The 26,592-nt window shown below is 65.7% G+C and carries 26 protein-coding genes; 9 read left to right on the top strand and 17 right to left on the bottom strand.

The window, feature by feature from the left end; genetic code table 11:
• Window positions 1-44 precede the first annotated feature (44 nt).
• Window positions 45-1,325: a copper amine oxidase N-terminal domain-containing protein gene (locus QZ378_RS05165; RefSeq protein ID WP_291257534.1), complete on the top strand. Its 1,281-nt coding sequence runs from the start codon at window positions 45-47 to the stop codon at window positions 1,323-1,325.
• A gap of 125 nt (window positions 1,326-1,450) precedes the next feature.
• Complete coding sequence (locus QZ378_RS05170; protein ID WP_291257535.1) at window positions 1,451-1,924, top strand: DUF2798 domain-containing protein; 474 nt, start codon at window positions 1,451-1,453, stop codon at window positions 1,922-1,924.
• Between the two features lie 6 nt (window positions 1,925-1,930).
• Here QZ378_RS05170 and QZ378_RS05175 read toward each other — a convergent pair whose 3' ends face one another.
• Both QZ378_RS05175 and QZ378_RS05180 read right to left on the bottom strand, forming a co-directional pair.
• Window positions 1,931-2,875 (bottom strand): L-lactate dehydrogenase, encoded by a 945-nt coding sequence (locus tag QZ378_RS05175; protein ID WP_291257536.1) that lies wholly within the window; start codon window positions 2,873-2,875, stop codon window positions 1,931-1,933.
• Window positions 2,876-3,002: 127 nt separating this feature from the next.
• Complete coding sequence (locus tag QZ378_RS05180; protein ID WP_291257537.1) at window positions 3,003-4,202, bottom strand: FtsW/RodA/SpoVE family cell cycle protein; 1,200 nt, start codon at window positions 4,200-4,202, stop codon at window positions 3,003-3,005.
• Between the two features lie 124 nt (window positions 4,203-4,326).
• Here QZ378_RS05180 and tsaE point away from each other — a divergent pair, with 124 nt between their 5' ends.
• Genes tsaE through upp form a run of 3 tightly spaced genes read left to right on the top strand, consistent with a single transcriptional unit; the run spans window position 4,327 to window position 6,101 of the window.
• The gene (gene tsaE, locus QZ378_RS05185; protein ID WP_291257538.1) at window positions 4,327-4,755 is read left to right on the top strand and encodes a tRNA (adenosine(37)-N6)-threonylcarbamoyltransferase complex ATPase subunit type 1 TsaE; all 429 of its coding nucleotides are present in this window, start codon (window positions 4,327-4,329) and stop codon (window positions 4,753-4,755) included.
• Entirely contained in the window at window positions 4,752-5,462 is a 711-nt protein-coding gene (tsaB, locus tag QZ378_RS05190) for a tRNA (adenosine(37)-N6)-threonylcarbamoyltransferase complex dimerization subunit type 1 TsaB (protein WP_291257539.1), read from the top strand. The genes tsaE and tsaB overlap by 4 nt, the downstream gene beginning before the upstream one ends.
• Before the next feature lie 9 nt (window positions 5,463-5,471).
• Window positions 5,472-6,101, top strand: a complete 630-nt coding sequence (upp, locus tag QZ378_RS05195) for a uracil phosphoribosyltransferase (protein ID WP_087236641.1) — start codon at window positions 5,472-5,474, stop codon at window positions 6,099-6,101.
• Between the two features lie 57 nt (window positions 6,102-6,158).
• On the opposite strand, the gene gltA is transcribed toward upp, so the two are convergent.
• From gltA to QZ378_RS05245, 10 genes are all read right to left on the bottom strand, one after another.
• A complete protein-coding gene (gltA, locus tag QZ378_RS05200) occupies window positions 6,159-7,556 on the bottom strand; it encodes an NADPH-dependent glutamate synthase (protein ID WP_291257540.1) in 1,398 nt (465 codons plus the stop codon).
• An 18-nt stretch (window positions 7,557-7,574) separates the two neighbouring features.
• Complete coding sequence (locus tag QZ378_RS05205; protein WP_087236459.1) at window positions 7,575-8,435, bottom strand: sulfide/dihydroorotate dehydrogenase-like FAD/NAD-binding protein; 861 nt, start codon at window positions 8,433-8,435, stop codon at window positions 7,575-7,577.
• A gap of 192 nt (window positions 8,436-8,627) precedes the next feature.
• A complete protein-coding gene (locus QZ378_RS05210; RefSeq protein WP_191379813.1) occupies window positions 8,628-9,548 on the bottom strand; it encodes a HAMP domain-containing sensor histidine kinase in 921 nt (306 codons plus the stop codon).
• A 54-nt stretch (window positions 9,549-9,602) separates the two neighbouring features.
• Complete coding sequence (locus QZ378_RS05215; RefSeq protein WP_191379814.1) at window positions 9,603-10,358, bottom strand: ABC transporter permease subunit; 756 nt, start codon at window positions 10,356-10,358, stop codon at window positions 9,603-9,605.
• 21 nt (window positions 10,359-10,379) lie between these two features.
• Complete coding sequence (locus tag QZ378_RS05220) at window positions 10,380-11,147, bottom strand: ABC transporter permease (RefSeq protein ID WP_291257541.1); 768 nt, start codon at window positions 11,145-11,147, stop codon at window positions 10,380-10,382.
• Between the two features lie 11 nt (window positions 11,148-11,158).
• Window positions 11,159-11,914, bottom strand: a complete 756-nt coding sequence (locus QZ378_RS05225) for an ABC transporter permease (protein WP_291257542.1) — start codon at window positions 11,912-11,914, stop codon at window positions 11,159-11,161.
• Window positions 11,907-12,830: an ABC transporter ATP-binding protein gene (locus QZ378_RS05230; RefSeq protein WP_191529645.1), complete on the bottom strand. Its 924-nt coding sequence runs from the start codon at window positions 12,828-12,830 to the stop codon at window positions 11,907-11,909. The genes QZ378_RS05225 and QZ378_RS05230 overlap by 8 nt, the downstream gene beginning before the upstream one ends.
• A gap of 402 nt (window positions 12,831-13,232) precedes the next feature.
• Window positions 13,233-13,925: a response regulator transcription factor gene (locus QZ378_RS05235; protein WP_291257543.1), complete on the bottom strand. Its 693-nt coding sequence runs from the start codon at window positions 13,923-13,925 to the stop codon at window positions 13,233-13,235.
• A 1-nt stretch (window position 13,926) separates the two neighbouring features.
• A complete protein-coding gene (locus tag QZ378_RS05240; protein ID WP_291257544.1) occupies window positions 13,927-15,654 on the bottom strand; it encodes an NFACT RNA binding domain-containing protein in 1,728 nt (575 codons plus the stop codon).
• Complete coding sequence (locus QZ378_RS05245) at window positions 15,645-16,058, bottom strand: ribonuclease III domain-containing protein (protein WP_191529648.1); 414 nt, start codon at window positions 16,056-16,058, stop codon at window positions 15,645-15,647. The genes QZ378_RS05240 and QZ378_RS05245 overlap by 10 nt, the downstream gene beginning before the upstream one ends.
• An 85-nt stretch (window positions 16,059-16,143) precedes the next feature.
• Here QZ378_RS05245 and QZ378_RS05250 point away from each other — a divergent pair, with 85 nt between their 5' ends.
• Complete coding sequence (locus QZ378_RS05250; protein ID WP_291257545.1) at window positions 16,144-16,770, top strand: superoxide dismutase; 627 nt, start codon at window positions 16,144-16,146, stop codon at window positions 16,768-16,770.
• A 63-nt stretch (window positions 16,771-16,833) separates the two neighbouring features.
• Here the strand turns inward: QZ378_RS05250 and QZ378_RS05255 are convergent, their stop codons facing one another.
• The 3 genes from QZ378_RS05255 to alr all read right to left on the bottom strand — a co-directional run bounded on the left by QZ378_RS05255 (window position 16,834) and on the right by alr (window position 19,145).
• Window positions 16,834-17,391, bottom strand: coding sequence for a hypothetical protein (locus QZ378_RS05255; protein WP_191379821.1), 558 nt, complete (start codon window positions 17,389-17,391; stop codon window positions 16,834-16,836).
• Window positions 17,392-17,449: 58 nt separating this feature from the next.
• On the bottom strand, window positions 17,450-17,815 hold the full coding sequence (locus QZ378_RS05260) for a type II toxin-antitoxin system PemK/MazF family toxin (RefSeq protein ID WP_007489832.1): 366 nt from the start codon (window positions 17,813-17,815) through the stop codon (window positions 17,450-17,452).
• Window positions 17,816-17,996: 181 nt separating this feature from the next.
• Entirely contained in the window at window positions 17,997-19,145 is a 1,149-nt protein-coding gene (alr, locus tag QZ378_RS05265; protein WP_291257546.1) for an alanine racemase, read from the bottom strand.
• A 216-nt stretch (window positions 19,146-19,361) separates the two neighbouring features.
• Between alr and QZ378_RS05270 the strand changes: the two genes are divergently transcribed.
• Window positions 19,362-19,748 carry a hypothetical protein gene (locus QZ378_RS05270; RefSeq protein WP_291257547.1) on the top strand — a complete coding sequence of 129 codons (387 nt, stop codon included), beginning with the start codon at window positions 19,362-19,364 and terminating at the stop codon, window positions 19,746-19,748.
• Window positions 19,749-19,802: 54 nt separating this feature from the next.
• On the opposite strand, the gene QZ378_RS05275 is transcribed toward QZ378_RS05270, so the two are convergent.
• Window positions 19,803-20,399 carry a hypothetical protein gene (locus QZ378_RS05275; protein WP_291257548.1) on the bottom strand — a complete coding sequence of 199 codons (597 nt, stop codon included), beginning with the start codon at window positions 20,397-20,399 and terminating at the stop codon, window positions 19,803-19,805.
• 15 nt (window positions 20,400-20,414) lie between these two features.
• Complete coding sequence (locus QZ378_RS05280; protein ID WP_291257549.1) at window positions 20,415-21,944, bottom strand: NAD(P)H-hydrate dehydratase; 1,530 nt, start codon at window positions 21,942-21,944, stop codon at window positions 20,415-20,417.
• A gap of 527 nt (window positions 21,945-22,471) precedes the next feature.
• On the opposite strand from QZ378_RS05280, the gene pheS reads away from it, so the two are divergent.
• Window positions 22,472-23,497 (top strand): phenylalanine--tRNA ligase subunit alpha, encoded by a 1,026-nt coding sequence (pheS, locus tag QZ378_RS05285; protein WP_291257550.1) that lies wholly within the window; start codon window positions 22,472-22,474, stop codon window positions 23,495-23,497.
• 119 nt (window positions 23,498-23,616) lie between these two features.
• Entirely contained in the window at window positions 23,617-26,313 is a 2,697-nt protein-coding gene (pheT, locus tag QZ378_RS05290; protein WP_291257551.1) for a phenylalanine--tRNA ligase subunit beta, read from the top strand.
• The last annotated feature ends 279 nt before the right edge of the window (window positions 26,314-26,592 follow it).

The following is a 26,592-nucleotide window of genomic DNA, read 5'->3' on the forward strand; positions in this document are numbered from 1 at the left end:
TCAACGCCGCGCTGAACGCCGTCCCCTCGGAAAGGAGAACCTATATGAGACAGAAGATCCGCCTTGCGGCGGCGGCCGCCGCCGTGGTGGGCCTGCTGGCGGGAACGGCCCTGGCCGCCGCCGGCCAGTGGAACGTGCTGGACTTCTACTTTGAGGGGGATAATACCCCCGCCGATGACTACGTGAACCATGAGACGTATTCCGTCAGCGATGACAACTACACCCTGTCCGTCACCAGCTCGGTGGCGGACACCCGCTCGGCCTATCTGCTGATCACCATAGAGGCCAAAACCGATGAGGCCAGGGTCGCTCTCATGGCGGAAGGATTCAACAACATGGACACGTTCTCAGTCCGGATTCTGGAGGACGAGACTGCGGAGCCGGAGCCAACCCCCGAGGTGGACGGGCCTGTCGCTGAAGTTCCGGCTCTCGCAGGGAGCATCTCTATGGGCGAGGAGGAAAATCTGCGCACGGGCACCTCCCGTACCTTTACCATCAACGTCCAGCCCATATCAGCGGCCGCCAACGGTGTGCAGCTCCGCCTGGGGGTGATGGCGGAGGACAACTATGTGGAGCTCCCCCTGGATCCGGTGGAACCGATTGAGCTGGAGATCAACGCCGTGGGTGAAGGGCGGGGCAATGTCTCTCACATTGAGGGCGGGCCGGTCACCCTGAAGCGGGTGTCCCTCTCTCCCCTGTCTCTCCACCTGGACTACTCCTATCACCAGGAACCCGGAGACCCCTTCCCCCTGCTGTTTTTCCGGATGGCAGACGGTTCCCTGCATACCTGGGCACAAATGGTGGACAACGACGGCTCGGGCAGCTCCTATCCCAAAGACGGAGTTGTAAGCTCCTCCCGCGACTGTCAGTTCCGTTCCGTGGTGGAGTTATCCCAGCTGGATGCAGTTATCTTTGACGGTATGGCCTACCCTCTGGACGGCGGCGCGCCGGAAGCGGTAGAAATAGATCCCGCCCTCTATCCCTTCCAGATTCCGCTGATGGAACCTTTGTCAGATGGCAGAGGTTACAGTGTTCCCGTCCGCGCCCTGTGCGAGGGGCTGGGGGTGGAGTGTATCTGGGACAATGAGGCCCAGACCGCCACCATGACCTACCGGGGCGTCACCATTGTTCTGACGCCGGGCAGCACCACCGCCCTGGTGAACGGGCAGCCGGTGGAGATGTACGATGCCCCCGCCGTCCAGGACGGGAAGCTGGCCGCCGAATGCCAGGTCTTTATGGACGCCTGGCAGCTGGATATGAGCGCGGCCTATGAGGATGGGAACGCCGAGGACGCCCAGCGGGTGGCCTGGCTGGTGATCCCCTGACGGAAAAACTCCTTGCGCCCCGCGTCCGGCGGTGGTAAAATAAAGCAGAACGAGCGGTGCCCGGCACGTAAGACCAGTTTACGTGCCGGACACCGCTTCTTTTGATTGGAAAGGGAGTTGTTTGTATGCCGAGAACCAAATTTCAGGAAGTGGTGTTCGCCGCCCTCATGTGCTTTTTCATGGTGCTGGCCATGGAGCTGTACAACACCGCCTTCCGCCTGGGCGGGATGTCCAACGCCTGCTGGATCCCCGCGCTGATGGAGCTGCGCATTATGCTGCCCATCTGCTTTGTGATGAGCTTTTTCTTCCTGGATCCCCTGGCCCAGCGCATCGCCTTCGCCCAGGTGGCCCCCGGGGTGGACAAGCCCATTCTGGTCACCCTGGCGCGGGCGGGGGTGACGGTGGCCCTCATGTGCCCCACCATGAGCCTGTGGGCCACGGTGCTCTTCTCCGGATTCAGCGCGGAGTTCCTCTCCGTCTGGCTCCAGACCATTGTGCGCAACTTCCCCATGGCCCTGTGCTGGCAGATGTTCTTCTGCGGGCCCCTGGTGCGCCGGCTGTTCCGCGCCCTGTTCCGCAGGCAGCTCCAGGCCGCCTGAGGGGGGCTACAGCGCCAGCCCGTCCGCCACCTGCCGCAGGGTGGCGGCGGAGGCGGCCAGGGCCTCCCGCTCCGCCGGGGAGAGGGGGATCTCCAGGGTGTCCTCCACCCCGTTCCGCCCCACCACGGCGGGTATGCTCATGCACAGGCCGTCAATGCCGTACTGGCCCTGGAGCAGGTTGGAAACCGGGAGCACCGAGTGCTCGTCCCGCACGATGGCGTGGGCGATGCGGGTCACCGCCATGGCCACGCCGTAGTAGGTGGCCCCCTTGCGGCGGATGATCTCGTAGGCGCTGTCCCGCACCTCCCGCTGGAGCCACTCGTCGGCCTTGTCGTGCTCGTAATAGCCCCGCAGCTCGCAGAAGTGGTCCAGGGGGATGCCGGACACGTTGGCCCCGCTCCACACCGCCAGCTCGCTGTCGCCGTGCTCGCCGATGATGAAGGCGTGGACACTGCGGCTGTCCACCCCCAGCCGCTCCCCCAGCAGGTACTTGAGCCGGGCGGTGTCCAGCACCGTGCCCGAGCCCAGCACCCGGTTGGCCGGGTAGCCGGACAGCTTCCACGCCGCCCAGGTGAGCACATCCACCGGGTTGGACACCACCAGCAGGATGGTCTCCCGGTTCCGTTTGGCGATCTCCGGCACGATGCCCCGGAGGATCTCCACGTTCTTGTGAACCAGATCCAGCCGGGTCTCCCCCGGCTTCTGCCCCGCCCCGGCGGTGATGATCACCAGGGCGCAGTCCGCCACGTCGTCGTAGTCCCCCGCCCGGATGTCCATGGGCCGGGCAAAGGGCAGGCCGTGGGAGAGATCCATGGCCTCTCCCTCTGCCTTGTCCCGGTTGGCGTCGATGAGCACCAGCTCGGAGAAAATGCCGTCCTGCATGAGGGCAAAGGCGATGCTGGCCCCCACAAAGCCGCAGCCGACGATGGCCGCCTTCTGCAATTTCACCATAAAATATGCCTCCTTTGAAGCTCAGGATATCCACTTGATTTCATTCCTATTCTATACTATTTCTATAGGAATATCAAGTCTTTTCCTGAATTTCAAAGGAGGCCTATCTCCTCTTTCAACGCCGGGGCTACAGCCTGCTGCGATCCCGCAGCCAGCTGGGCAGGGAGCGCATCTTGATGCTGGAGACAATGCCCATGGCGGCAAACATGGTGACGATGGAGGTGCCGCCGTAGCTGATGAAGGGCAGGGTCAGGCCCACCACCGGGAACACGTAGAGACACATGCCCACATTGACCGCCACCTGGGCGGTGAGCATGCCGGCGTAGCCCATGGCGATGAGGGCGCTCTGGGGGGAGCTGGCCCGCCGGGACACCCAGATGCACCGCAGGATGATGGCCCCCAGCAGGCACAGCAGCAGCACGCAGCCCACCAGGCCGAACTCCTCCCCGCAGACGGCGAAGATCTCGTCGGTGTGCCGGGCGGGGAGGGACTGCTCCGAGGTGCTCTGGGTCTGGGTGCCGTTGAGGTAGCCCATGCCGAACAGGCCGCCGCTGCCGATGGCCAGGATGCTGCGGGTCTGCTGGAAGCCCGTGTCCCGGGTCTGGTCATACAGGGTATCCGGGTTGCCGGTCAGGTGGTCAAACACCACAATGAACCGCCTCATGAAGTAGCGGTCTTTGATATACGGCCAGATCAGCAGCAGCCCCACGACGCACACCACGACAGCCAGAAGAAACCACCGCTTTTTCACACCCCCGGCCCAGGCCACCACCACAAAGATGACGGCATAGGTCAGGGCCATGCCGAAATCGCCGGAGGTGGCCACAATCAGGCCGAGCATCACCAGCGTGTGCCCGGCGATGGAGAACACCGACGTGGGGCGGCTGATGCTCCCCCCCTCCCCCAGCTTCTTCATCTGCCAGGCCAGCAGCAGTACAAAGGTGAGCTTGGCCAGCTCCGCCGGCTGGAGGTTCACCGGGCAACCGGGGATGTGCAGCCAGCTGTTGTTGCCCGTCTCCTCCCCGCCGGTTCCCAGCGGGGTCAGCAGGAGCAGATTGATGAACACGCCGAAGAGCAGGAGCCATTTCCAGGATTTTTCCGTAAACAGTTCAATGTCCACCGAGGACAGGAGAATATAGGCCAGCACACCCAGCAGGATACCCGCCGCCTGGATGACCATGCAGCGCATCCCCGCGGCGGCGTCCATGTACCGGGTGGCGCTGTAGATAAGCACCAGGCCAAATCCGCTGGCCAGCAGGCAGAGAGCCAGCAGCAGCCGGTCGCCCCGCTCCAGGAAGGCCCGGATGGAATCTCGAAGCCAGGACAAGTCCCCGCCTCCTTACCATTTTTTCGCAAATACCGCAATGTTATTTTAGTTTACCATCTTTTTTGCGTTTGGTAAACAGGTGTGTTATAATCTTGTCAGAATCTTCACATTTAAGAGGTGAGCCATGGAACTGCTATCCCATTCGCCGGAGGAGACCGAGGACATCGGCGCCCGGCTGGCGGAACAACTGGAGCCCGGCGCGGTGGTGGCCTTTACCGGGGATCTGGGGGCGGGCAAAACCGCCTTCACCAGGGGGCTGGCCCGGGGCCTGGGTATCCCCGACCGGATCACCAGCCCCACCTTCACCATCGTCAACGAGTACGAGGGGGGCCGGCTGCCCCTGTTCCACTTCGATATGTACCGCCTGGGCTCAGCCGACGAGCTGTTTGACATCGGCTGGGAGGACTACCTCTGCCGGGGGGGCGTGTGCGCCGTGGAGTGGAGCGAGAACATCGCCGATGCGCTGGAGGAGGACGCCGTGCGGGTGGATATCCGCCGGGGGGCCTCCGACCAGGAGCGCGTCATTACCATTGCGGGGGTGAGCAAGCTGTGAAAATCCTGGCCCTGGAGTCCTCCGCCGTGGCCTGCTCGGCGGCCCTGTGCGAGGACGAGAACCTGATCGCCCAGTCCTTCCAGGACAACGGCCTGACCCACTCCGTCACTCTGCTGCCCATGGCCGCCGCCCTGCTGGAGCAGTGCGGCGCCTCCCTGGAGCAGGTGGACGTCGTCGCCGTGGCCGCCGGCCCGGGCTCCTTCACCGGGGTGCGCATCGGCGTGGCCGCCGCCAAGGGGCTGGCCTGGCCGGGCAGCAAGCCCTGCGCCGCCTGTTCCACCCTGGAATCCATGGCCTGGGGCGTGGCCCACATGGGCATGGACATCTGCGCCGTCATGGACGCCCGGCGGAACCAGGTGTACAACGCCCGGTTCCTGGGCACCGGGGATGGACTGGAGCGGCTCACCCCCGACCGGGCCATCGGCCTGGACGTGCTGGCGGAGGAGTTAAAAAACCGGGGAAAGCCGCAAATTCTGGTTGGAGACGGCGCGGTTTTATGCTATACTACTTGCAAGGAACTGGGGCTGGATGTCCGGCTGGCGCCGCCCCACCTGCGGCAGCAGAGCGCATGGGGCGTCGCCCGGTGCGCTCTGGAGCTGGCCCGGTCGGGCCGCCTCACCGACGCGGCCTCTCTGGTGCCCGAATACCACCGGCTCTCCCAGGCGGAACGGGAGCGGCTGGAAAAAGAACGAAACAAAGGGGAATGAGCCATGGACATGGAAAAAGTACACATTCTGGATCATCCGCTGCTCCAGCACAAGCTCTCCATCCTGCGGGATGAGAACACCGGCGTCAAGGACTTCCGTGAGGTGGTCTCCGAGATCGCCACCCTCATGTGCTATGAGGCCACCCGGGATCTGCCTCTGGAGGAGGTGGAGATCAAGACCCCCATCACCACCGCCAAGTTCAAGATGATCGCCGGCAAGAAGCTGGCCATCGTCCCCGTCCTCCGCGCCGGCCTGGGCATGGTGGACGGCATTCTCACCCTGATCCCCTCCGTCAAGGTGGGCCACATCGGCCTGTACCGGGATCCCGACACCCTGGAGCCGGTGGAGTACTACTGCAAGATGCCCACCGACATCGCCGAGCGGGATGTGATCATCCTCGACCCCATGCTGGCCACCGGCGGCTCCGCCTCTGCGGCCATCCAGTTCATCAAGAACTATGAGGTCAAGCACATCAAGCTGATGAACATCATCGCCGCCCCCGAGGGCATCGAGCGGGTACATCACGACCACCCCGATGTGGATATCTACTGCGCCGCCCTGGACGAGAAGCTCAACGACCACGGCTACATCGTCCCCGGCCTGGGCGACGCCGGCGACCGGATCTTCGGCACCAAGTAAAAATCCATTAAAAAGCGGCCGTCTCCTGCGGGAGACGGCCGCTCTGTTTCTGTTCCATTACTTGCCGTGCTTGGCCTTCAGGTACTTGTCCATGGACTCGGCGGCCTTCTTGCCGGCGCCCATAGCCAGGATCACGGTGGCCGCGCCGGTGACCGCGTCGCCGCCGGCGTACACGCCCTCCCGGGTGGTCTCCATGGTCTCCTCGTTCACCAGCAGGCAGCCCTTCTTGTTGGTCTCCAGGCCGGGGGTGGTGGAGCGGATCAGGGGGTTGGGGCTGGTGCCCAGGCTCATGACCACGGTGTCCACGTCCAGGCGGAAGTTGGAGCCCTCCACCACCTTGGGGGCGCGGCGGCCGCTCTCATCGGGGGCCGCCAGGCGCATCTTCACGCACTCCAGGCCGCCCACCCGGCCGCTGCCGTCATCCAGCACCTTTACCGGGTTGGTGAGGAGCATGAACTCGATGCCCTCCTCCTTGGCGTGGTGGACCTCCTCCTTCCGGGCGGGCATCTCCTCCTCGTCCCGGCGGTAGAGCACGTACACGTGCTCGGCGCCCATGCGCTTGGCACAGCGGGCGGCGTCCATGGCCACGTTGCCGCCGCCGATGATGGCGGCGGAGCCGGAGATCTTCAGCGGGGTGTCGTACCCCTCCCGGTAGGCCTTCATCAGGTTGATGCGGGTCAGGTACTCGTTGGCGGAGTACACGCCCGCCAGGGTCTCGCCCTCGATGCCCATGAACATGGGCAGGCCGGCGCCGGAGCCGATGAACACGGCCTCGTAGCCCTCGGCAAACATCTCATCGATGTCGTAGGTCTTGCCGATGACCATGTCGGTCTCCAGATCCACCCCCAGGGCGGAGAGCTTGTCCACCTCGTTCTGCACGATGGCCTTGGGCAGGCGGAACTCGGGGATGCCGTACACCAGCACGCCGCCGGCGGTGTGGAAGGCCTCGAAGATGGTCACCTCATAGCCCAGCTTGGCCAGATCGCTGGCACAGGTCAGGCTGGCCGGGCCGGAACCCACCACCGCCACGCGGATGCCGTTGGTCTGGGGCTTGGCGGGCATGGCGTTCACGTTCTCTCGGTACCAGTCGGCCACGAAGCGCTCCAGCCGGCCGATGGCCACCGGCTCGCCCTTGATGGCGCGGACGCAGCGGGCCTCGCACTGGCTCTCCTGGGGGCAGACCCGGCCGCTGACGCTGGGCAGGGCGTTGGTGTCGGAGATGATGTCGTAGGCCGCCTGGAAGTCCCCCTCGGCCACCTTGGCGATGAACTCAGGGATGCGGATATTCACGGGGCAGCCGCCCACGCAGGGCTTGTTCTTGCAGTTGAGGCAGCGGGTGGCCTCCTCCATAGCCATCTCCTTGGTGTAGCCCAGGGAGACCTCCTGGAAGTTGTGGTTGCGGACGTTGGGATCCTGTTCCGGCATGGGAACCTTCTTCAAACTCATATTTGCCATTGTGCTCGGCTCCCTTCCTTAGTGATCCATCATCTCATGGGCCAGCTGGTCAAGGCGGCAGGCGTGCCGCTCCTTCTCCTCGGCCTCCTGGGCGCGGTAGACCGCGTTGCGGTTCATCAGCTCGTCAAAATCCACCTCGTGGCCGTCGAAGTCGGGGCCGTCCACGCAGGCAAACTTCATCTTGCCGCCCACGGTGACCCGGCAGCCGCCGCACATGCCGGTGCCATCGATCATGATGGGGTTCAGGCTGACGATGGTCTTGATGCCGTAGGGCTCGGTGGTCTTGGACACGAACTTCATCATGGGGATGGGGCCGATGGCGATCACCGCGTCGTACTTGACGCCGGAGTCGATGAGCTCCTTGAGCTTGACGGTGACGAAGCCCTGCTCCCCATAGCTGCCGTCGTCGGTCATGATGTAGCAGTGGTCGCTGACGGACTTGAACTCGTCCTCCAGGATCACGATGTCCTTGGAGCGGAAGCCCGCGATCACGTCCACCTCCAGCCCCTCGGCGTGGCAGGTCTTGGCCTGGGGATAGGCGATGGCGCAGCCCACGCCGCCGCCCACCACGCACACGCGCCTGGCGCCCTCGGGCAGCTCGGTGGGCAGGCCCAGGGGGCCCACGAAGTCCTTGATGGAATCTCCCTCGTTGAGATCGGCCAGCAGCTCGGTGGTCAGGCCCACCTTCTGGAAGATGATCGTGACCGTCCCCTTCTCGCGGTCGTAGTCCGCGATGGTCAGCGGGATCCGCTCCCCCTGTTCATCCAGGCGCAGGATGATGAACTGTCCCGCCCGGGCCTTCTTGGCGATCAGGGGGGCCTCCACCTCCAGCAAGGTCACGCTGGGGTTGAGTACCTTTTTCCGTACAATTTTTACCATGTAGCTTCAACCTCTTCTTCTCTGCTGTCTGAGCCAGCTTACTATATGGAAAGTGTACATCCACATTAAAATAAGACTGGCCGGTTTAGGAAACTCTTACAGCCGCAAGGGTTTCCAGCCCTCAGTCTTAACGCGATTACATTATCAGCTTTCGCACCTTTTGTCAAGAAAAAAGTAACGCCGCCCTATGTCTCATACGGCGGCGTTGATCTCCCGGACGGCGGGCCAGGACAGGACAATGCAGAAGGTGTCCTCCTCCAGGGCGGCCTCCAGCCGGCAGCCCATCTGATCGGCCAGGGCCTTGACGATAGCCAGCCCCAGGCCGGTGTTGCGGCCGGTGCGCATCTTGTCGGAGGTGAAGAAGCGGTCGAACACGTGGGGCACGTCCTCCGCCGTCAGCTCCCGGGTCTGGTTGGCGAAGCGGCTCACCACCCGCCCCTTTTCCAGGTACAGACGGATGGACATGCGCCCCTCCCCGTGATCCAGTGCGTTGCGGATCAGGTTGGTGTACACCCGCAGCACCGCCGCCGGATCCCCCCACACCGGGGGCAGGTTCTCGGCCAGCTCCACATCCATGTCGAAGCCCTTGTCGGTGAAGTCGCTGTAAAAGGAGGCCAGCAGGCCGGCCAGGGTGGCCCGCAGCTCCACCGGCTCCCGCCGAAGGGGGTACTCGCCCCCCTCCAGCCGGGACAGGTCGTAGAAGCTGGTGATCAGGCTCTGGAGGGCCCTGGCCCGGCTCTCCACCACCGACAGGTACTCCTTCCGCTCCTCCTCGGCAAGCCCGGGGTCGTCCAGCAGCTGGAGGTAGCCCAGGATGGAGGTCAGCGGCGTGCGGAGATCGTGGGAGACATTGGCGATCTGCTGGCGCAGGGCCTTCTCCCGCTGGCGGTAGGCGGACTGGTCGGCCTGGCGCAGCTCCAGCAGGCGGTTGACCTCGTCCAGCAGGGCCTCCGCCGATCCGTTGGGCACCGCCAGGCGCACCCGTGAGCCGCTCTGGTTCTCCTCCAGGGCCCGGAGCTGACGGGCCGCCGACCGGAGGGAGCGCCGCTGGGCCCACGCCCAAAAGCCCAGGCCTGTGCAGGCCAGGGCCAAAAGAATACATAAGATCAGCACAGCGGGAATCCCCCCTCGTCTTGGGATTGGGCGGCACACAGCCGGGCAGCGCCCCTACCGCACGTTTTTCCGGGTGAATATCAGCATACCCACCCCGGTGGCGGCCGTCAGCCAGCCCAGCCCCACCCCCCAGCACCACAGCTGGTACTGGCTGGTGAGCCAGTCCTCCAGCACGGCAGGCATCAGCAGGGAGTAGGGCATGAGGATGGCCGTCACCAGGCTGAAGGTCTCGGTGGCCTCGTAGACGTTGAACAGGAGCATGGCAAGAAACACCAGAATGGGCTGGCCCACAAAGAAGGTCAGGTAGTACCCCGCCACCCAGGCGGCGGTACTGCGCACCAGCAGGGCTAGGGTGTGGCACATGGCGAACAGGCCGCACCACACGGGCAGGGCCCCCAGCAGACAGAAGCCCACCACGTTCAGGGCCCACGCCGCCTCCCCCTCCGCCCCGTGGGGCAGGAGGAGCCAGCCGGCCAGCAGGCTCCCCCCCACCAGCAGCGCGCAGATCCCCGCCCCCAGGAGCAGGGATGCGCACAGCTTGCCCCAGTAGATGCGCCCCCGGCTCAGGCCGAAGGACAGCTCGTTTTTCAGGGTGTCCGCCCCGCCGCCGTCCACCAGCTGCACCAGCAGCGGGGCGGCGAGAAAGCCGGTGATCATGGTGTTGGACACGGCGGCGGCCAGGCTGGGGAAGCCCTTCAGGCTGCTGGTACCGGTAAACACCGCGGTGCAGAGCACCAGGAGCGCCAGCAGGATGTAGAACACCTGCCGCCGGGAGACCTTCCACAGCTCCGCCTTGATGTAGTTGAGCACGGTCTCCCCTTCTCTCTTTTTTCAGTGAATGTCCCGCCGGGCGAACAGGGCCAGGCCGACGGCGGTGCAGCCCGCCGTCCACAGCAGGCCCACCCCCCAGCACCAGAGCAGGTAGGCCGGATCCCACAGGGACACGGCGCCCAGATCCATGGGGGCGGTGAGGGTGAGGCGGTAGAGCACCTCCGCCCAGTCCGCCAGCCAGCCTGTCCCCAGCCCCATCATCCCGCGGAGGGTGGGCCCCAGCCCCATCAGAATGGTGAGCACGATCACCATCACGGGGATGGTATGGGCAATGTTGAACATGACGGCCATGGTAAGGGCCAGGGCCCCCAGCCACAGGGGGACAGCGGCGAGCAGGCGGAACAGGAAGGTCTGAACGGCCTGCCAGTCCTCCGGCCCGGCGGGGATGAGCAGCCGGCACAGCACGGCGTAGGCCAGCAGGGTGAGAAACACCAGCAGCAGACCCGCCACGGCGGCGGTGGCCAGCTTGCCCAGGTAGATCCGCTCACGGGGAATGCCGTAGGACACCTCGTTTTTCAGGGTGCCCGTCTTGTACTGGTCGGAAAACACCGCGTCGGCCACTATCACGGCCAGGTAGATGCCCGCCGAGAAGAAGGGGATCAGCAGGGACAGGCACTCCCCGAAGGAGCCCTGGAACATGCCCTCCCGCCCCGTCCACCACCAGATCAGGGCCAGGGCGGCGGCCAGAGCCACCATGACGGCCAGGTAGATCCGGTAGTAGGGCCGGGCCACGGCCTTGCCCCACTCGGCGGTCAGATAGGCTCTCATTCCGCCGCCCCCTATCTGATCTCTTTCCGCCGGAAGGCCAGCAGGCCGATGGCTGTGGCCGCCGCAAACCACACCAGCCCGGAGAGCCAGCACAGGCCCACGTAATTCCACTGGAAGGCCATGTTGGCCAGGGCGTCCACCATGACGTTGGGCATGAACTGCCGGATCACCTCAAATACGGGGTGGATCAGCAGGCCCAGCAGCTGGAAAATCTGGGAGACCAGCAGCAGAATACCCACGCCTGTGAAGGCGGCGATGGTGTTGGAACGGATGAGGAAGTAGCAAGCGTTGACCACGGCCAGCCCCGCCAGCCACAGGGGGAAGGCCCCCGCCAGGCAGTAGCCCACCAGGGCCCAGGTATATCCATCGTCAGCGGCATGGGGGAACAGGAGCCAGCAGCCCCCCAGGTAGAGGCCCAGCATGGCCAGGGCGGCGAGCACGGAGGCCAGGGCGGTCACCGCCAGCTTGCCCAGGTAGATCCTTGCCCGGGGCACCCCGTAGGACACCTCGTTCTTCAGGGTGTTGTTCTTGTACTGGTCGGAGAACACAATGTCGCCGGTGATCAGCGGGGCGTACAGGCCCATGCCCAGCAGGAAGGGCACCAGCACCGCCGTGGAGGAAAAGGTGACATTGGGGTTCCCCCAGCTCAAGGTCAGCCAGTAGCAGCCCAGCAGCACCAGTTCCAGGCCCAGGCAGACTGCCAGGGCGATGTAGAAATACTTCCGCCGGAAGGTCTTGTAGCACTCGGCAGCCAGATAGTTACGCATGGCGGACACCCCCGATCATAGCCAGGAAGTAGTCCTCCAGGTTGGCCCCCCGGCTCTCGATGCCCTGGAGGGCCACGCCGCCCTCCACCAGGACCTGGGTCACCCGCTGGGGGGCGTCCAGGCTGCTGTAGATGCGCAGCACGTTACCGGGCAGCACCTCGTAGTCCCGGATGCCCAGCTGCTGCTCCAGCACCAGGGCCGCCTGGGAGGCGTTGTCCACCTTTGCCTCGATGCAGGCCCGGCACTTCTCCTCCAGGGCCTTGGCGGAGATCTGCTCTAGCATGCGGCCGTTGTCGATGAAGCCGTAGCAGGTGGCCAGGTTGCCCAGCTCGGACAGGATGTGGCTGGAGATGAGTATGGTGGTCTGCCGCTCCCGGTTGAGCTGGAGCAGCAGGTTGCGGAACTCCACGATGCCCTCCGGGTCCAGGCCGTTGATGGGCTCGTCCAGCAGCAGGAAGTCGGGCCGGTTCATCAGCGCCAGGGCCAGGCCCAGCCGCTGCTTCATGCCCAGGGAGAAGTTCTTGAAGGTCTTTTTCCCTGTGGAGGCCAGATCCACCTCCTCCAGCACCTCGTCCACCACCCGCCTGCCGGGAATGCCCCGCTGGAGGCGGTAGTACTCCAGGTTCTGCCTCGCCGTCAGGTAGGGGTAGAAGCTTGGGGTCTCCACCATGGCCCCGGTGCGGGAGCGGGCCCTGGACAGGGCCTTCTCCCCCGTCTCGCCGAACAGGGAGAGCTCCCCCTCGGTGGGGGCCGTCTGGGCCGTCACCATCCGGATGATGGTGGTCTTGCCCGCCCCGTTGCGGCCCACCAGGCCGTAAATCTGCCCCTGGGTAATGGACAGGTCGGCGTGATCCACCGCCAGGTGGTGCCCGTACCGCTTGGTCAGCCCCTTGGCCGATAAAATCTCGTTTGCCATTTGGCATCCGCCTTTCTCATTGATCTTGATGCCAGTATAATGGCAAGGCCATAACCTGCCTTTAAGCAAAGGTGAAGATTTTCTTAAACGGGGCGGGCGGCAAGGTCAGGGAGGCCGCGCTGAACGGGCGACCACAGGTCGCCCCTACGGGCGGCGGGGGCAAGCCCCCGCCCTACTGAGCGAGTCAGTCTGTCGGAAAGCCCCCAGAAAGGGTTGCCTCGCAGAGTTCCGCCGTCCGCAGACGGCGGAAGCAAATCAAAATCTGTCATTTCCGGGGACATGTGCCTCGGAAATGACTCTTCTCATGGCGGAAGGGGCGACAATTTCGCAAGAAATCGAGTCTCTTCCGCCATGCAATCCTTCTCTCAAAAGCAGCAGAGCTGCTTTTGAGAGACACCGCCCTTACAGGTCGCTCATCTTGAAGCCGATGCCCCAGACGGTCTTGATGTACTCGGTGGGGCTGGCCTTGGCCAGCTTGGCGCGCAGGTTGGAGATGTGGACGTTGACGGTGTTGTCGTCCCCCATGTACGCCCCGCCCCACACCTGCTCGTAGAGCTGCTCCCGGGTGAACACCTTCTTGGGGTGCTCCATCAGCAGGGCCAGGATCTCAAACTCCCGGGCGGTGAGGGTCACGTCCCTCCCCCCGGCGGTGACGGTCACGCTGTCCCGATCCAGGGTGAGATCCCCGTGGGTGAGCACCCGCCCCCCGCCGGACGCGCCGGAGAACTGCTTGTACCGGCGCAGCTGGGCCTCCACCCGGGCCAGCACCTCCGCGTTGTCGAAGGGCTTGGGGATGAAGTCGTCCGCCCCCAGCTTGAGCACATTGACCCGATCCTCCAGCCCCGCCTTGGCGGAGAGAACGATGATGGGCATGGTCTTTTTCTTGCGCATCTGGGCGATAAACTCCTCCCCCGTCAGCCCGGGGAGCATGAGATCCAGCAGCACCAGGTCGTACTCGTACTGCCCGGCCCACAGCGCCGCCTCACTGCCCGAGAAGGCGGGGCGGCAGGCATAGCCCGCACCCTCCAGAATGCGGCAGAGGAGCTTGTTGATGTCGGGGTCGTCCTCCACCACCAGAATGTTGCATACATCCATCTTATTTCACCCTCAATTTCTTCGCCAGCTCGGCGTCGGGCTCCACCACCGCAGTCTGGTAGGTGGTGTACACCACCATACCGGGCCGGGCCCCCGCCGGCTTCTTCACGTATTTCACCGGCGTGTAGTCCACCGGCACCTTGCTGCCGTCCCGGGCCTGGGAGAAGTAGGCCGCCAGCTGGGCTGCCTCGGTGAGGCTCCGGGCGTCGGCCTCGCCCCCCTCCAGCCAGAGGATCACGTGGGAGCCGTGGATCTTCTGGGTGTGGAGCCAGATGTCGCTCTTGTAGGCCAGCTTGGTGGTGAGCAGGTCGTTCTGGCTGTTGTTCTTGCCCACCGAGATGTGCAGGCCGGAGGAGGAGCGGAACTCCATGGGCTTGCCGCTCACCTTCTTGGCCCGCTTGGCGGCGGTCTTGGGCCGGCGGAGATAGCCGGTCTCGGTCAGCTCCTGGCGGATCTCCTGGAGATCCTTCTCCCCCTCCGCCAGGGCGATGTTCTCCAGCACGCTGTTGAGATACTCCAGCTCCTTCTCGCCCTTTTCGATCTGGATGGTGAGCATCTCCTCGGCGGTCTTGGCCTTGTTGTACTCCTTATAATATTTCGCTGCGTTCTGCTGGGGGGTGAGCAGGGGATCCAGCGGAATGTCCACCTCTCCCCCCTCCGGGTCGTAGAAGTCCATAGTGCGGAAGGTGGACATGCCCTTCTCCATCAAGTGAAGGTTGGAGGTGAGGATGTCCCCCAGCTCCCGCAGGCGCTCCCGGTTCTTTGTGGCCTCCAGCTCCCGGGCCTGGTTGCCCAACTTGCGGGCCGTGCGGTCCCGGGCGCTGGTGACGGACTTCACCAGATCCTGCCCCCGCTGGCGCACCCGCTCCGCCGACTCCCGGTCGGAGAAGAAGTCGTCCAGCAGGGCGGAAAAGCTCTCCCGGGGGATACTCTCGGTCTCCGGGCCGTACTGGAGCACCGGCAGAAAGGTGAAATCCACCGGCTTGCCCTCCCGCACCAGGAGATATGGTGTAAAGTGATTTTCCTCCACAGATTTGCCCAGCTTCTCCAGCTCCGCCGCCAGCTTTTCCGAATCGTCCCCCGCCCGGAAGGCCAGCTCCCGGGCCACCAGCGGCGACAGGCCAGTGAAGCTGTCCAGCAGCAGCTTGTCCCACGCCTTGCCCAGGGGATTGGCCAGAACCAGGCGCAGCTCCTCCAGCTCTAATGTGAAGGGATTTAACTTGTCAACTGTCGGCGGCTGCCGGTAGAACAGGCCGGGCAGCAGCTGCCGCTGGCCCCGGGCGATGTCGCCGTCCACCCGGCGGGTGCAGTCCACAATCCGCCCCTCCCCGTCCAGCAGGAGCAGGTTGGCGCTGCGGCCCATGGCCTCCAGCACCAGGCGGCGCTCCACCCGGTCCCCCAGCTCGTCCAGGGTCTCCAGCTTGAAGTCCAGAATCCGCTCCAGAGGCGGCTGGTTCAGCTCCAGAATCCGCGCCCCCTGGAGGTGCTTGCGCAGGAGCATGCAGAACATGGGGGGCTGCTCCGGGTTCTCCCGGTTCCGCTCCGTCAGGTGGGCCCGGGGGTGGCCCGGGTTGGCGGACAGGAGCAGGCGCACGTTCCCCGCCGGCCCCCGGATGTAGAGCACCACCTCATCCCGGGTTGGCTGGTAGATCTTGTCGATTTTGCCCCCCTGGACGGCGGCGCGGATCTCCGCCGCCACGGCGGTGAGGCACAGGGCGTCTAACGGCATTCCTCTCCCTCCATCATCACGGCAAACAGTTCATTGAGCCGGTCGGTGCGGCCCTGGAGCCACAGCCAGCCGAACAGGGCCTCCAGCCCGGTGGCGGCCTGGTAGTCCGCCCGACTGGCGTTCTGGGGCACGCTGTGGGGACTGGTGTTCCGCCCCCGGCGGAACACGTCCCCCTCCTCCTCGGTGAGCAGGGGGAGAATCTTCTCCACCGCTTTGGCCTGGGCCGGGGCGGCCACGTAGCGCACCGTGGCCTTGTGCAGGCCCTTGGAGGTGGCCTTGCCGTGGAGGCACAGCCAGGAGCGCACCATCAGCTCAAACACTCCGTCGCCCAGGTGGGCCAGCCCCAGGGTGCTGATGGCCCGGATCTGATCAGGGGATACGTCTAATTGAAAATAATTGGTCATAAGTATGTTCCTCGGATCTGTCTCAAATAATAGCATAGTATACCGCAAATTTTCGCGGAAAACAACTGGGAAAGGACGATGCCCCATGGAGATGAAATACCCCTATCAGCTGCCGCCCCTGCCCTATGCCTGCGGCTCCCTGGCCCCCGACATCGGGGAGCACACCCTCTGCTTTCACCACGACAAGCACTTCCGGACCTACGTGGACAACCTGAACACCGCCCTGGCCGACTGCCCGGAGTGCCAGTCCAAATCTTTGGAGGAGCTGCTGCGCCGCCTGGACGAGCTGCCCGACCCCAAGCGCACCGCCATCCGCAACAATGGCGGCGGGGTGTACAACCATTTCCTCTACTTCTGCGGCATGTCCCCCTGCCGCAGTGCCCGGCCCTCCGGCGCCCTGGGGGAGGCCATGGAGCGGGACTTCGGCTCCTTTGAAAACTGGAAGGCCGAGATGAAGGCCGCCGCCCTGGGGCAGTTCGGCTCCGGCTACGCCTGGCTGGTCAGCGAGAGCTCCGGCAGCCTGTCCGTCATGAAGCTGCCCAACCAGGACTGCCCCCTGTCCATGGGCCTGCGGCCCCTGCTCTGCCTGGACGTGTGGGAGCACGCCTACTACCTGGACTACCAGAACCGCCGGGCGGACTATGTGGACAACTGGTTCCACCGGGTCAACTGGCACTTTGTCCAGGAGCGGTATGAGGGGGGCGGCCGATAGGGCAACCATGCCCCGCCCATCAAAATACCCGGGCGGAGCATGGCTCCGCCCGGGCGCTCCGGTTCATTGGATGGTGTAGTCCCCCCGCACCATGATGGTGACGGCGGTGGCGGCGGTCACGCCCCGGCCCTCAATGGTGGCCAGGTACAGGTGGTTGGCCGTCAGGGCACCGCCGCCGGCCAGGGTGGTGCCGGCGGTCATGTCCACCAGGCCGGGGGAGGTGTCCGACACGCAGAGGGCCGTGCCGCTGCGCAGCAGGAACTCGCAGGCCGCGCTCCCCACGATGGTCTGCCCGGCGGAGAGGGTCACCACCTCATAGGAGGCGCTGCCGCTGCCCGGCTGGGCGGCTGTCCCGCCGGAGGAGGCCAGGGCGTCCTCCACCTCCTGGACGTAACGGTCTACCACTGCGGAGAGCTGCGCCTCCAGCTCGGCCTCCCGCTCGTCCACCATGCTGTCCACCTGGGACAGGATGGCGGGAGTGGTCTGCTGGGTCAGATAGCTGAGGGTGACCAGCGGATCGCTCTGGCTCCCCTGCCCACCTGCGGCAAAGGCCACCCCCACCAGGCTCAGGGTGACCAGGCAGCCCGCCGCCGCCCGGGCGGGCCAGTGTGTCTTTCTCATATGTACGACCTCCCTCCGGGATGCGGGGCCGCCCGTCCGGGCGGCCCCGTTCTCCCCGTTAAACCATGGTATCCGTGTGCAGGCCGAAGCTGACCGCGATGGCGTTGTCCACCCGCTGCATCTGCGCTTCGTCCAGCCGCCCCATGTGCTCTCTCAGCCGCCTTTTGTCCAGCGTCCGGATCTGTTCCAGCAGCACCACCGACTCCTTGGGCAGGCCGTAGGTGTTGGCTGAGAGCTCAATGTGGGTGGGCAGACGGGCCTTGCCGGTCTGGGACGTGATGGCGGCGGCGATCACCGTGGGGCTGTGCCGGTTGCCGGTGTCGTTCTGTACGATCAGCACCGGCCGCACGCCCCCCTGCTCACTGCCCACCACCGGGCTCAGATCGGCATAGAAGATGTCTCCTCGTTTTACGCTGTTGTCCACAAAAGCTCACACTCCGCCGGAAAATAGTCACCAGCGTCACACAGCGCGGGGCTTATGTAACGCGGTCACTATGATTTTCCCACGGGGCGGCGGAATTTATACACAGGGCTTCAAAATTCAGGAAGTCCCGTGCCCCGCCGCCGCTGCGCCAGCACGGCTCCCCGGCCCATTGTATGCCGGCTCAGAGCGTTTTGCCCCCATCCTGTTCCAGATACTCCCGGGGCACACGGGGGGACACGGCGCACAGCAGCTCGTATTGGATTGTACCCGCCAGGGCGGCGGCCTCCTCCGCCGGCAGATGCCGGCCGAAGATCTCCGCCTCGTCGCCGGGGTGGACGTCCAGCCCGGTCACATCCGCCATGCACATGTCCATGCAGATGCGGCCCACCACCGGGATACGGCGGCCCTGGAGCCACACCTCCAGCCGGTCGGAGCAGACCCGGGGCAGCCCGTCGGCGTAGCCGGCGGTGAGGGCGGCCAGGCGGGTGTCCCGCTGCAGCACATGGGTGCAGCCGTAGCTCACCGGCGTGCCGGCGGGCACGTCCTTCACCGAGGCCACCCGGGTTTTCAGGGTCATCACCGGGATCAGGCCGGGGCCGTCCAGCCCCTCGCAGGAGGGATCCGGGTAGTGGCCGTACAGGGCGATGCCCGGCCGCACCATATCCAGGTGGGTACAGGGATACTTTAACACAGCCGCGCTGGCGGCGCAATGGCGAATTTGGAAGGTGACGCCCCGCCGCTCCAATTCGGCCAAAAGATCCAGGAAGCGGGTGAACTGCTCCATGGTATAGTCCTCATCGCTGTCGGCGTTGGCAAAGTGGGTGTAGATCCCCTCCGCCTCCAGGCCGGGCAGGGCGCACACCGCCTGGATGTCGTCCGCCGCACGCTCCAGCGCCGCCCCGCCGCACAGCCAGCCCAGCCGTGACATGCCGGTGTCCGCCTTCACGTGAACCCGCAGGCGCTTTCCCGCCCGGCACGCCGCCTCGGAGAAGGCGCGGGCAGTCCCCGCGTCGTATATGGTCTGGGTCAGGCCGTAGCGCAGCAGCTCCCCGCCGCAGTCGGCGGGGGTATAGCCCAGGATCAGGATGGGGGCGCGGATACCCGCCTCCCGCAGCTCCACCGCCTCCCCCAGGCAGGCCACCGCCAGATACTCCGCGCCCAGCTGCTCCAGCTTCTGCGCCACACGCACCGCGCCGTGGCCGTAGGCGTTGGCCTTCACCACGCCCAGAAACCGGCACCCCGGGGCCAGCATGGCCCGGAGCGCCCGGTAATTATGCTCCAGATCGGGCAGGGAGATCTCCGCCCAGGTTCTTCTCTCCAGCTGTTTCATGATTGAACATGCCTCTTCCTTGCAGATTGGGATGGGTTCCATTATACTACGGGCCGGACCGCTCCACAACCCGGCTTTTCATCTATTTTTAATCTTCAGTTCATAGAAATCAAAAGACAAAACGGGCAATTCGGTTTATACTATGGTCAGAACTCAGGGCCGGGGACGGCCCGCACCACACTCTGTATACCAGGAAACAACAAGGAGGATTCCATGATGACGTGGGAGAATTTAGGCAAGGCTCTGACCACCGCCGCCTTTGCCGGCGTGGGCCTGGCCGCCCTGGCCGGCGAGCAGATCTGCAAGGCCGGCAAGGTGCTGGCCGAGAAGGGCGAGATTTATGTGGCCCAGGGCAAAAAGTACGGTGAGGAGCTCCAGCAGAAGCTTCAGGAGGACGCCAGGCGCCGCCAGGACGAGCGGTTTGACCAGCAGGTGTCCGCCTTGGATGCCGAGCAGCGGGACGCCCTGCGCCGCCGCCTGGCCGAGCTGGACGAGCTGGAGCGGGAGGCCCGGGAGGCCGCCGCCCAGGCGGATGAGGCCCAGGAGGGCGCCCAGATCACCGAGATCCACGGCGGCCCCCAGGATCGTGGGGATCAGGAGTAAGCCCAGAGCAAAAAACAGCCCGCCGGGGCGCGTCATGCGCCCCGGCGGGCTCGTTTACTGCGTCTGAAAGTTGGAGAACTCGCACTGGATCACCGTGAAGCCGTCCTGGGAGAGCTCCCCCCGCAGCAGGGCATGGGTGGAGGGGTCGAACCAGAGGGAGCACGCCCGCCCCTCCCCCGCCGCGGCCTCCGGCTCCCGGCAGTCCACCCGGAGTACCTCTCGCTCGTCTACGGTCTCCATGCCGCAGGCGGCGATATAGCCCCCTTCGGCGTAGTCCAGCAGCACCGGCACCGCGTCCACCGGGCTCATGCCGCTGCCGTCCAGGGGGCCGGTCTCCACCCGCATGCCGTCATACTCCAGGGCGGTCTCCCCCTCCAGGATGCGGGCGGTGATCCCGGCCACATTCTCCGGGGCGGTGATGGTGAGGACGGTCTCCCCCTCCCGCTGCCAGCTCAGATCAATGCCGTAGGTGTACACCCGCTGGCCGTAGTCCGCCGTCAGCTCCAGCTGCGCGGTGCAGCCCGCCGTCTCCAGCAGCTCCCCCCGAATGTCCAGGGCCAGCTGCTCCGCCGGGCTGATGCCCGCCCCTCCGCCGCAGGCCGTCAAGGCCAGGCAGAGGCTTATCGTCAGTACGCCCATCCGCAGGCGCACACAATCCCCTCCCGTTTATTTGACATGCTGCCGGATCACCCTGGGCAGGGCCGCAATCAGATCCGACGGGGTCATGCCGTACTCGCCGATCTCCCCGGCGCAGAGATCTCCCGCCGCCCCGTGGAGCCACACCGCCATGGGCACCGCCTGCCGGGCGGGCAGGCCCTGGCCCAGCAAGGAGAGGATCAGACCCGCCAGCACGTCGCCGCTGCCCCCCTTGGCCATGCCGGGATTGCCGGTGGTGTTCAGGTAGGCCGAGCCGTCGGGGAAGGCGGTGATGGTGCAGTGGCCCTTGAGCACCAGGCAGCACCCGTGCTCCATGGCGAAGGCCCGGGCCGCCCCCAGCCGGTCGCCGCCGGACAGATCGCCCCCCAGCCGGGCAAATTCCCCGTCGTGGGGGGTGAGCACCGTGTGGAGCCCCTTCCGGCCGTCCAACACATCTATATGCCCCTCCAGCGCGTTTATGCCGTCTGCATCCAGCACCACGGGGATGCGGATCTCGGGCAGCAGGTGGCGCACCACCGCCGACACGCTGTTGCCCCGGCCCAGGCCGGGGCCGATCAGGCACACGCCGCAGGCGGACAGGCGGGCAAAGGCCGCCTCCCCCGCGTCCAGGGAGAGCTGCCCCTCCTTGCCCGCGGGCAGGGGATGGGGCATGGCCTCATCCAGCTTGGCCGCCGCCACCGGCCAGACCGGGGCGGGCACCCCCACCGTCACCAGTCCCGCGCCGGAGCGCACCGCCGCCTGGGCGGCCAGCACCGGCGCGCCGGTGTAGCCCACGCTGCCGGCCAGTATGTACACCCTGCCGAAATCCCCCTTGTGGGCGTCCCGGGGTCGGACGGGCAGGGAGATGTCCTCCGCCTCCACCGTGCGGACGGGGTAGTCCTCCCCGTCCACCAGCTCCGCCGGGATGCCGATGTCCGCCACGGTGAGCCGGCCGGTGCACAGGCCGCCCTTGCCCACAAAGTGGCCCGCCTTGGGCAGGGTGAAGGTCACCGTCCGGTCGGCCCGCACCGCCGCCCCCAGCACCCGGCCGGTGTCCGTCTCCACCCCGCTGGGGATGTCGGCGGACACCACCGGGATGTCGCAGGTGTTCATCATGTGGATGGCGGTGAGGGCGTCCCCCCGCACGTCGCTGTTCAGGCCGATGCCGAAGATGGCGTCCACCATCACGTCCGCCTCCAGGCACCAGGCGGCAAACTCCGCGTCGTCGGGGGCGAAGGGCTCCAGCGCACCGCCGGCCGCCGCCAGCCTGGCCTCCATGGCCCGGGTGTCGGGGGTCAGCTTCTCCCGCCTGCCCACCAGGACACAGCGCACCTCCAGCCCGGCCTCCCGCAGCAGGCGGGCACAGGCCACCCCGTCCCCGCCGTTGTTGCCCGGGCCGCAGAAGCACACCGCCCGGCCGGGCGCGCCCCCCGCCAGCTCCAGGGCGGCCTGGGCCAGGGCGGCCGCCGCCCGCTCCATCAGGTCGGTGGAGGGCACCCCCCGCTCCTGTATGGTGATCCGATCCAGCTCCCGCATCTGGGACGCTGTGGCAATTCTCATGAAGTTCACGCTCCTGTTTTAAGGAATAGGGAATTCGGTTTCATTATAGGGGCTTGCGGCCCGCTCGTCAATTTCCTTTTTCCTTCAATAGAAGAGGCTGGCAGGGGCTTTTTTGACCTATTTCCTGTATGCATAGGTTCCGTCAGCCCCTTTTCGGCGGGAAATTCAATTTCCCGCTTGCGTTTTTGTACAATCTGTGATATAAATAGGGTCACATGCGAGGAAGGGAAAAAGAGCGGCTCACGCCCCGGCAGAGAGCGTCCGTCACCGGCTGAAAGCGGACGCGGGAAACGGTCCGTTCGGTTCGTCCCGGAGCGGCCCTGGAGACAGGGACGGGATGGCCCCACGTTACTGGGGCCGAGAGCGCCCGCAGTTTGCGGGAATTGCGGGTGGTACCGCGGAAGGTTGGCCTTTCGTCCCAGAAGAGATGGGATGAAGGGCTTTTTTCATGCACAAGTATCCACGGGCCACCCCCGGCAACCCTAATTACCAATTATCCATTGTAACAGACAAAGGAGCTGCAAGTTATGAAGGAAACGCTGGAACAGATCCGCCAGGAGGCCCTGGACGCCCTGGCGGGCGCCGCCGACGCCCAGGCCCTGGACGCCCTGCGGGTCAAGTATCTGGGCAAGAAGGGCGAGCTCACCGCCGTCCTCAAGCAGATGGGCAGGCTGTCCGCTGAGGAGCGGCCGGTGATCGGCCAGCTGGCCAACGAGGTGCGCGCCGCCCTGGAGGAGGCGCTGGAGACCCGCGGCCGCCAGCTGGAGGCCAAGGCGCTGGAGGACCAGCTGCGGGCCGAGGCCGTGGACGTGACCATCCCCGGAAAGTCCGTCAAGCTGGGCCACCGCCACCCCATGTATATCGCCCTGGATGCGCTGAAGGAGATCTTCATCGGCATGGGCTTCACCGTGCTGGACGGCCCCGAGGTGGAGCTGGCCGAGCTGAACTTCGACCGCCTCAACGCCGAGGAGGGCCACCCCTCCCGGGACTGGAGCGACACCTTCTACTTCGACGAGGACAGCCGGGTGATGCTCCGCTCCCAGACCTCTCCCATGCAGGTGCGGGCCATGGACTCCATGCCCCTGCCCATCCGCATTATCGCCCCCGGCCGGGTGTACCGCAAGGACGAGGTGGACGCCACCCACTCCCCCATGTTCCACCAGGTGGAGGGCATGGTCATCGACAAAGGCGTCACCATGGCGGATCTGAAGGGCACCCTGAACACCGTGGTGGAGAAGCTCTACGGCAAGGGCACCAAGACCCGCTTCCGTCCCCACCACTTCCCCTTCACCGAGCCCTCCTGTGAGATGGACGTGCAGTGCCACAAGTGCGGCGGCGTGGGCTGCCCCACCTGTAAGGGCGAGGGCTGGATCGAGCTGCTGGGCGCGGGCATGATCCACCCCCGTGTGCTGGAGATGGCGGGCATCGACCCCGAGGTCTACTCCGGCTGGGCCTTCGGCATCGGCCTGGAGCGCACCGCCATGCGCCGGTTCAAGATCGCCGACCTGCGGCTGATCTTTGAAAACGACGTCCGGTTCCTGGAGCAGTTCTGATGGCTTTGGCGGGCGATATCCGTAGGGCGGGGGCTTGCACCCGCCACCGGGATCAACGCCCCTAAAACGGCGGGGGCAAGCCCCCGCCCTACAAACGAAGAATAAGGGAGTTTTCAGATATGAACTTATCGCGCAAATGGCTGGAGGAGTTCGTCCATGTGGACGCCTCCGACAAGGAGTTCGCCGAGGCCATGACCCTGTCCGGCTCCAAGGTGGAGCTGACCCACGACCTAGGGGCGGAGATCTCCAACGTGGTGGTAGGCAAGGTGCTGTCCATGGTCCGCCACCCCAACTCCGACCACATGTGGATCTGCCAGGTGGACGTGGGCCGGGACGAGCCGGTGCAGATCGTCACCGGCGCCTGGAACGTCCACGTGGGCGATCTGGTGCCCGCCGCCCTCCACAAGTCCACCCTGCCCGGCGGCAAGAAGATCGAGAAGGGCAAGCTGCGGGGCGAGGTGTCCAACGGCATGCTGTGCGGCCTGTCCGAGCTGGGCCTGGACGAGCGGGACTTCCCCTACGCCGCCATCGTCCCCGCCGCCCTGCTCAATGACTACAAGCCCCTGGATCCCAATAAGCCCTCCATCTCCGCAGACATCCAGCCCGGTGACAAGGTGTTTGGCCCCGTGGTGTGCGCCAAGCTGCTGGAGGTTGCGCCCCTGGGCGACGGCACCTTCCACACCTGCGCGGACATCGGCGGCGCCACCGTCTGCCCCGACACCCCCTGCCCCAACCTGCACGAGGGGGATCTGGCGGCCTACAACACCAAGACCGACAGCTACTGCACCCTGGCCGATCTGCGGGCCGAGCAGGCGGAGTTCCCCCACTGCATCCCCGACGGCATTTTCATCCTCCGAGAGGACTGCAAGCCCGGCGACGACATCAAGCCGGTGATCAACGCCGACGACCACGTGGTGGAGTTTGAGATCACCCCCAACCGGCCCGACTGCCTGTCCGTCATTGGCCTGGCCCGGGAGGTGTCCGCCACCTTCGACGCGCCGCTGACCCTCCACCAGCCGGTGGTCAAGGGCGGCGCCGACGGCTCCCTGGTAGAGCTGTTGGACGTGGAGACCCCTGCGGCCGACCTGGTGCCCCGGTACACCGCCCGCATGGTGCGCAACGTGAAGATCGCCCCCTCCCCCAAGTGGATGCGGGAGCGGCTGCGCTCCATGGGCGTGCGCCCCATCAACAACATCGTGGACATCACCAACTACGTGATGCTGGAGTACGGCCAGCCCATGCACGCCTTTGACTACCGCTACGTGAAGGGCGGCAAGATCATCGTCCGCCGGGCGGAGGAGGGTGAGAAGCTCACCACCCTGGACGGCAAGGAGCACGTGCTCACCGCCAGCCACCTGGTCATCGCCGACGAGACCCGGGCCGTGGGCCTGGCGGGCATCATGGGCGGCGAGAACAGCGAGATTGTGGGCGACACCACCGACGTGGTGTTCGAGTCCGCCTGCTTCGACGGCACCTGCATCCGCAAGGGCGCCCTGGCCCTGGGTATGCGCACCGAGGCCTCCGCCAAGTTCGAGAAGGGGCTGGACCCCCTGAACACCCTCCCCGCTGTGGAGCGGGCCTGTGAGCTGGTGGAGCTGCTGGGCGCTGGCGAGGTGGTGGACGGCGTGATTGACATCCTCAACTTCGTGCCCCAGCCCACCGTGCTCAAGCTGGAGCCGGAGAAGATCAACGCCCTGCTGGGCACCGACATCGCCGCCGACGAGATGGTGTCCATCCTGAAGAAGCTGGACTTCCAGGTGGAGGGCGACCAGGTTACCGTCCCCTCCTGGCGGGGCGACGTGCTCCGCATGGCCGATCTGGCCGAGGAGGTGGCCCGGTTCCACGGCTACAACAACATCCCCACCACCCTCATGCGGGGGGAGACCACCCTGGGCGGCTACTCCGACGAGCAGAAGCTGGAGAACCGCCTGGGCGAGGTGTGCCGCGCCTGCGGGTACGACGAGATCATCACCTACTCCTTCATCTCCCCCGCCTGCTACGACAAGATCCGCTGGCCCGAGGACTACGCCCAGCGCAAGAGCTTCCAGATCCTCAACCCCCTGGGGGAGGACACCTCCATCATGCGCACCACCACCCTGCCCTCCATGCTGGAGATCCTCACCCGCAACTGGAACTACCGCAACAAGTCCGCCAAGCTGTATGAGGTGGCCCGGGTCTACCTCCCCGGCGGGGAGGACGGCCTGGCCAACGAGGCCAAGGTGCTCACCCTGGGCACCTACGGCGAGGACATGGACTTCTACGCCATGAAGGGCGTCGTGGAGGCCGTCCTGAAGGACATCCGGGCCGCCGACGTCCACTTCGAGGGGCCCACCGGCGCCCCCAGCGACGCCTCCTGGCACCCCGGCCGCTGCGCCACCGTGTGGAGCGGCAGCGACTGCATCGGCATTTTCGGCCAGATCCACCCCCTGGTGGCCCGCAGCTACGGCGTGGACGGGGAGCTGTACTGTGCCGAACTCAGCTTTGACGAGCTGCTGAACGCCAGGGGCGCCGATCCGGAGTACGTCCCCCTGCCCAAGTTCCCCGCCGTCACCCGGGACATCGCCGTGGTGTGCGACAGCACCGTCACCGTGGGCCAGCTGGAGGACTGCATCAACCGGGGGGCCAAGGGCCTGCTGAAAGAGGTGGAGCTGTTCGACATCTACACCGGCTCCCCCATCCCCGAGGGCAAGAAGAGCGTGGCCTTCAACCTGACCCTCCGCTCCGACGACCGCTCCCTCACCGCAGCCGAGGCGGACGAGGATGTGAAGTCTGTCCTGGAGCTGCTGGAGAAGGAGCTGGGCGCCGTTCTGCGGTGACCCGTTTCCCCATAGACACAGATACCCCCGCCCGCCGGAAACTCCGGCGGGCGGGGGTATCCATTATAAAGATTTCATAGTTCCTAGCTTTGTGCGCCTATTTCGCGGCGGGTGCCCCGCGGAGCGGGCCTGCGCGGCCGGCGCCCCCATTTCTTCCCGAAGAAATGGGGGGAAAGAAGGTGCAGGGGAGGGATTTCGATTTCCCTCCCCTGCACCCCTCCTTAAAACGACCAATCAGGGGGGAGCTGCGGCTCCCCCCTATTGGATGTACCCCCCAGG

This window comes from Flavonifractor sp. (genome assembly GCF_019422385.1).
In the GTDB taxonomy this organism is placed as follows: Bacteria; Bacillota; Clostridia; order Oscillospirales; family Oscillospiraceae; genus Flavonifractor; species Flavonifractor avistercoris.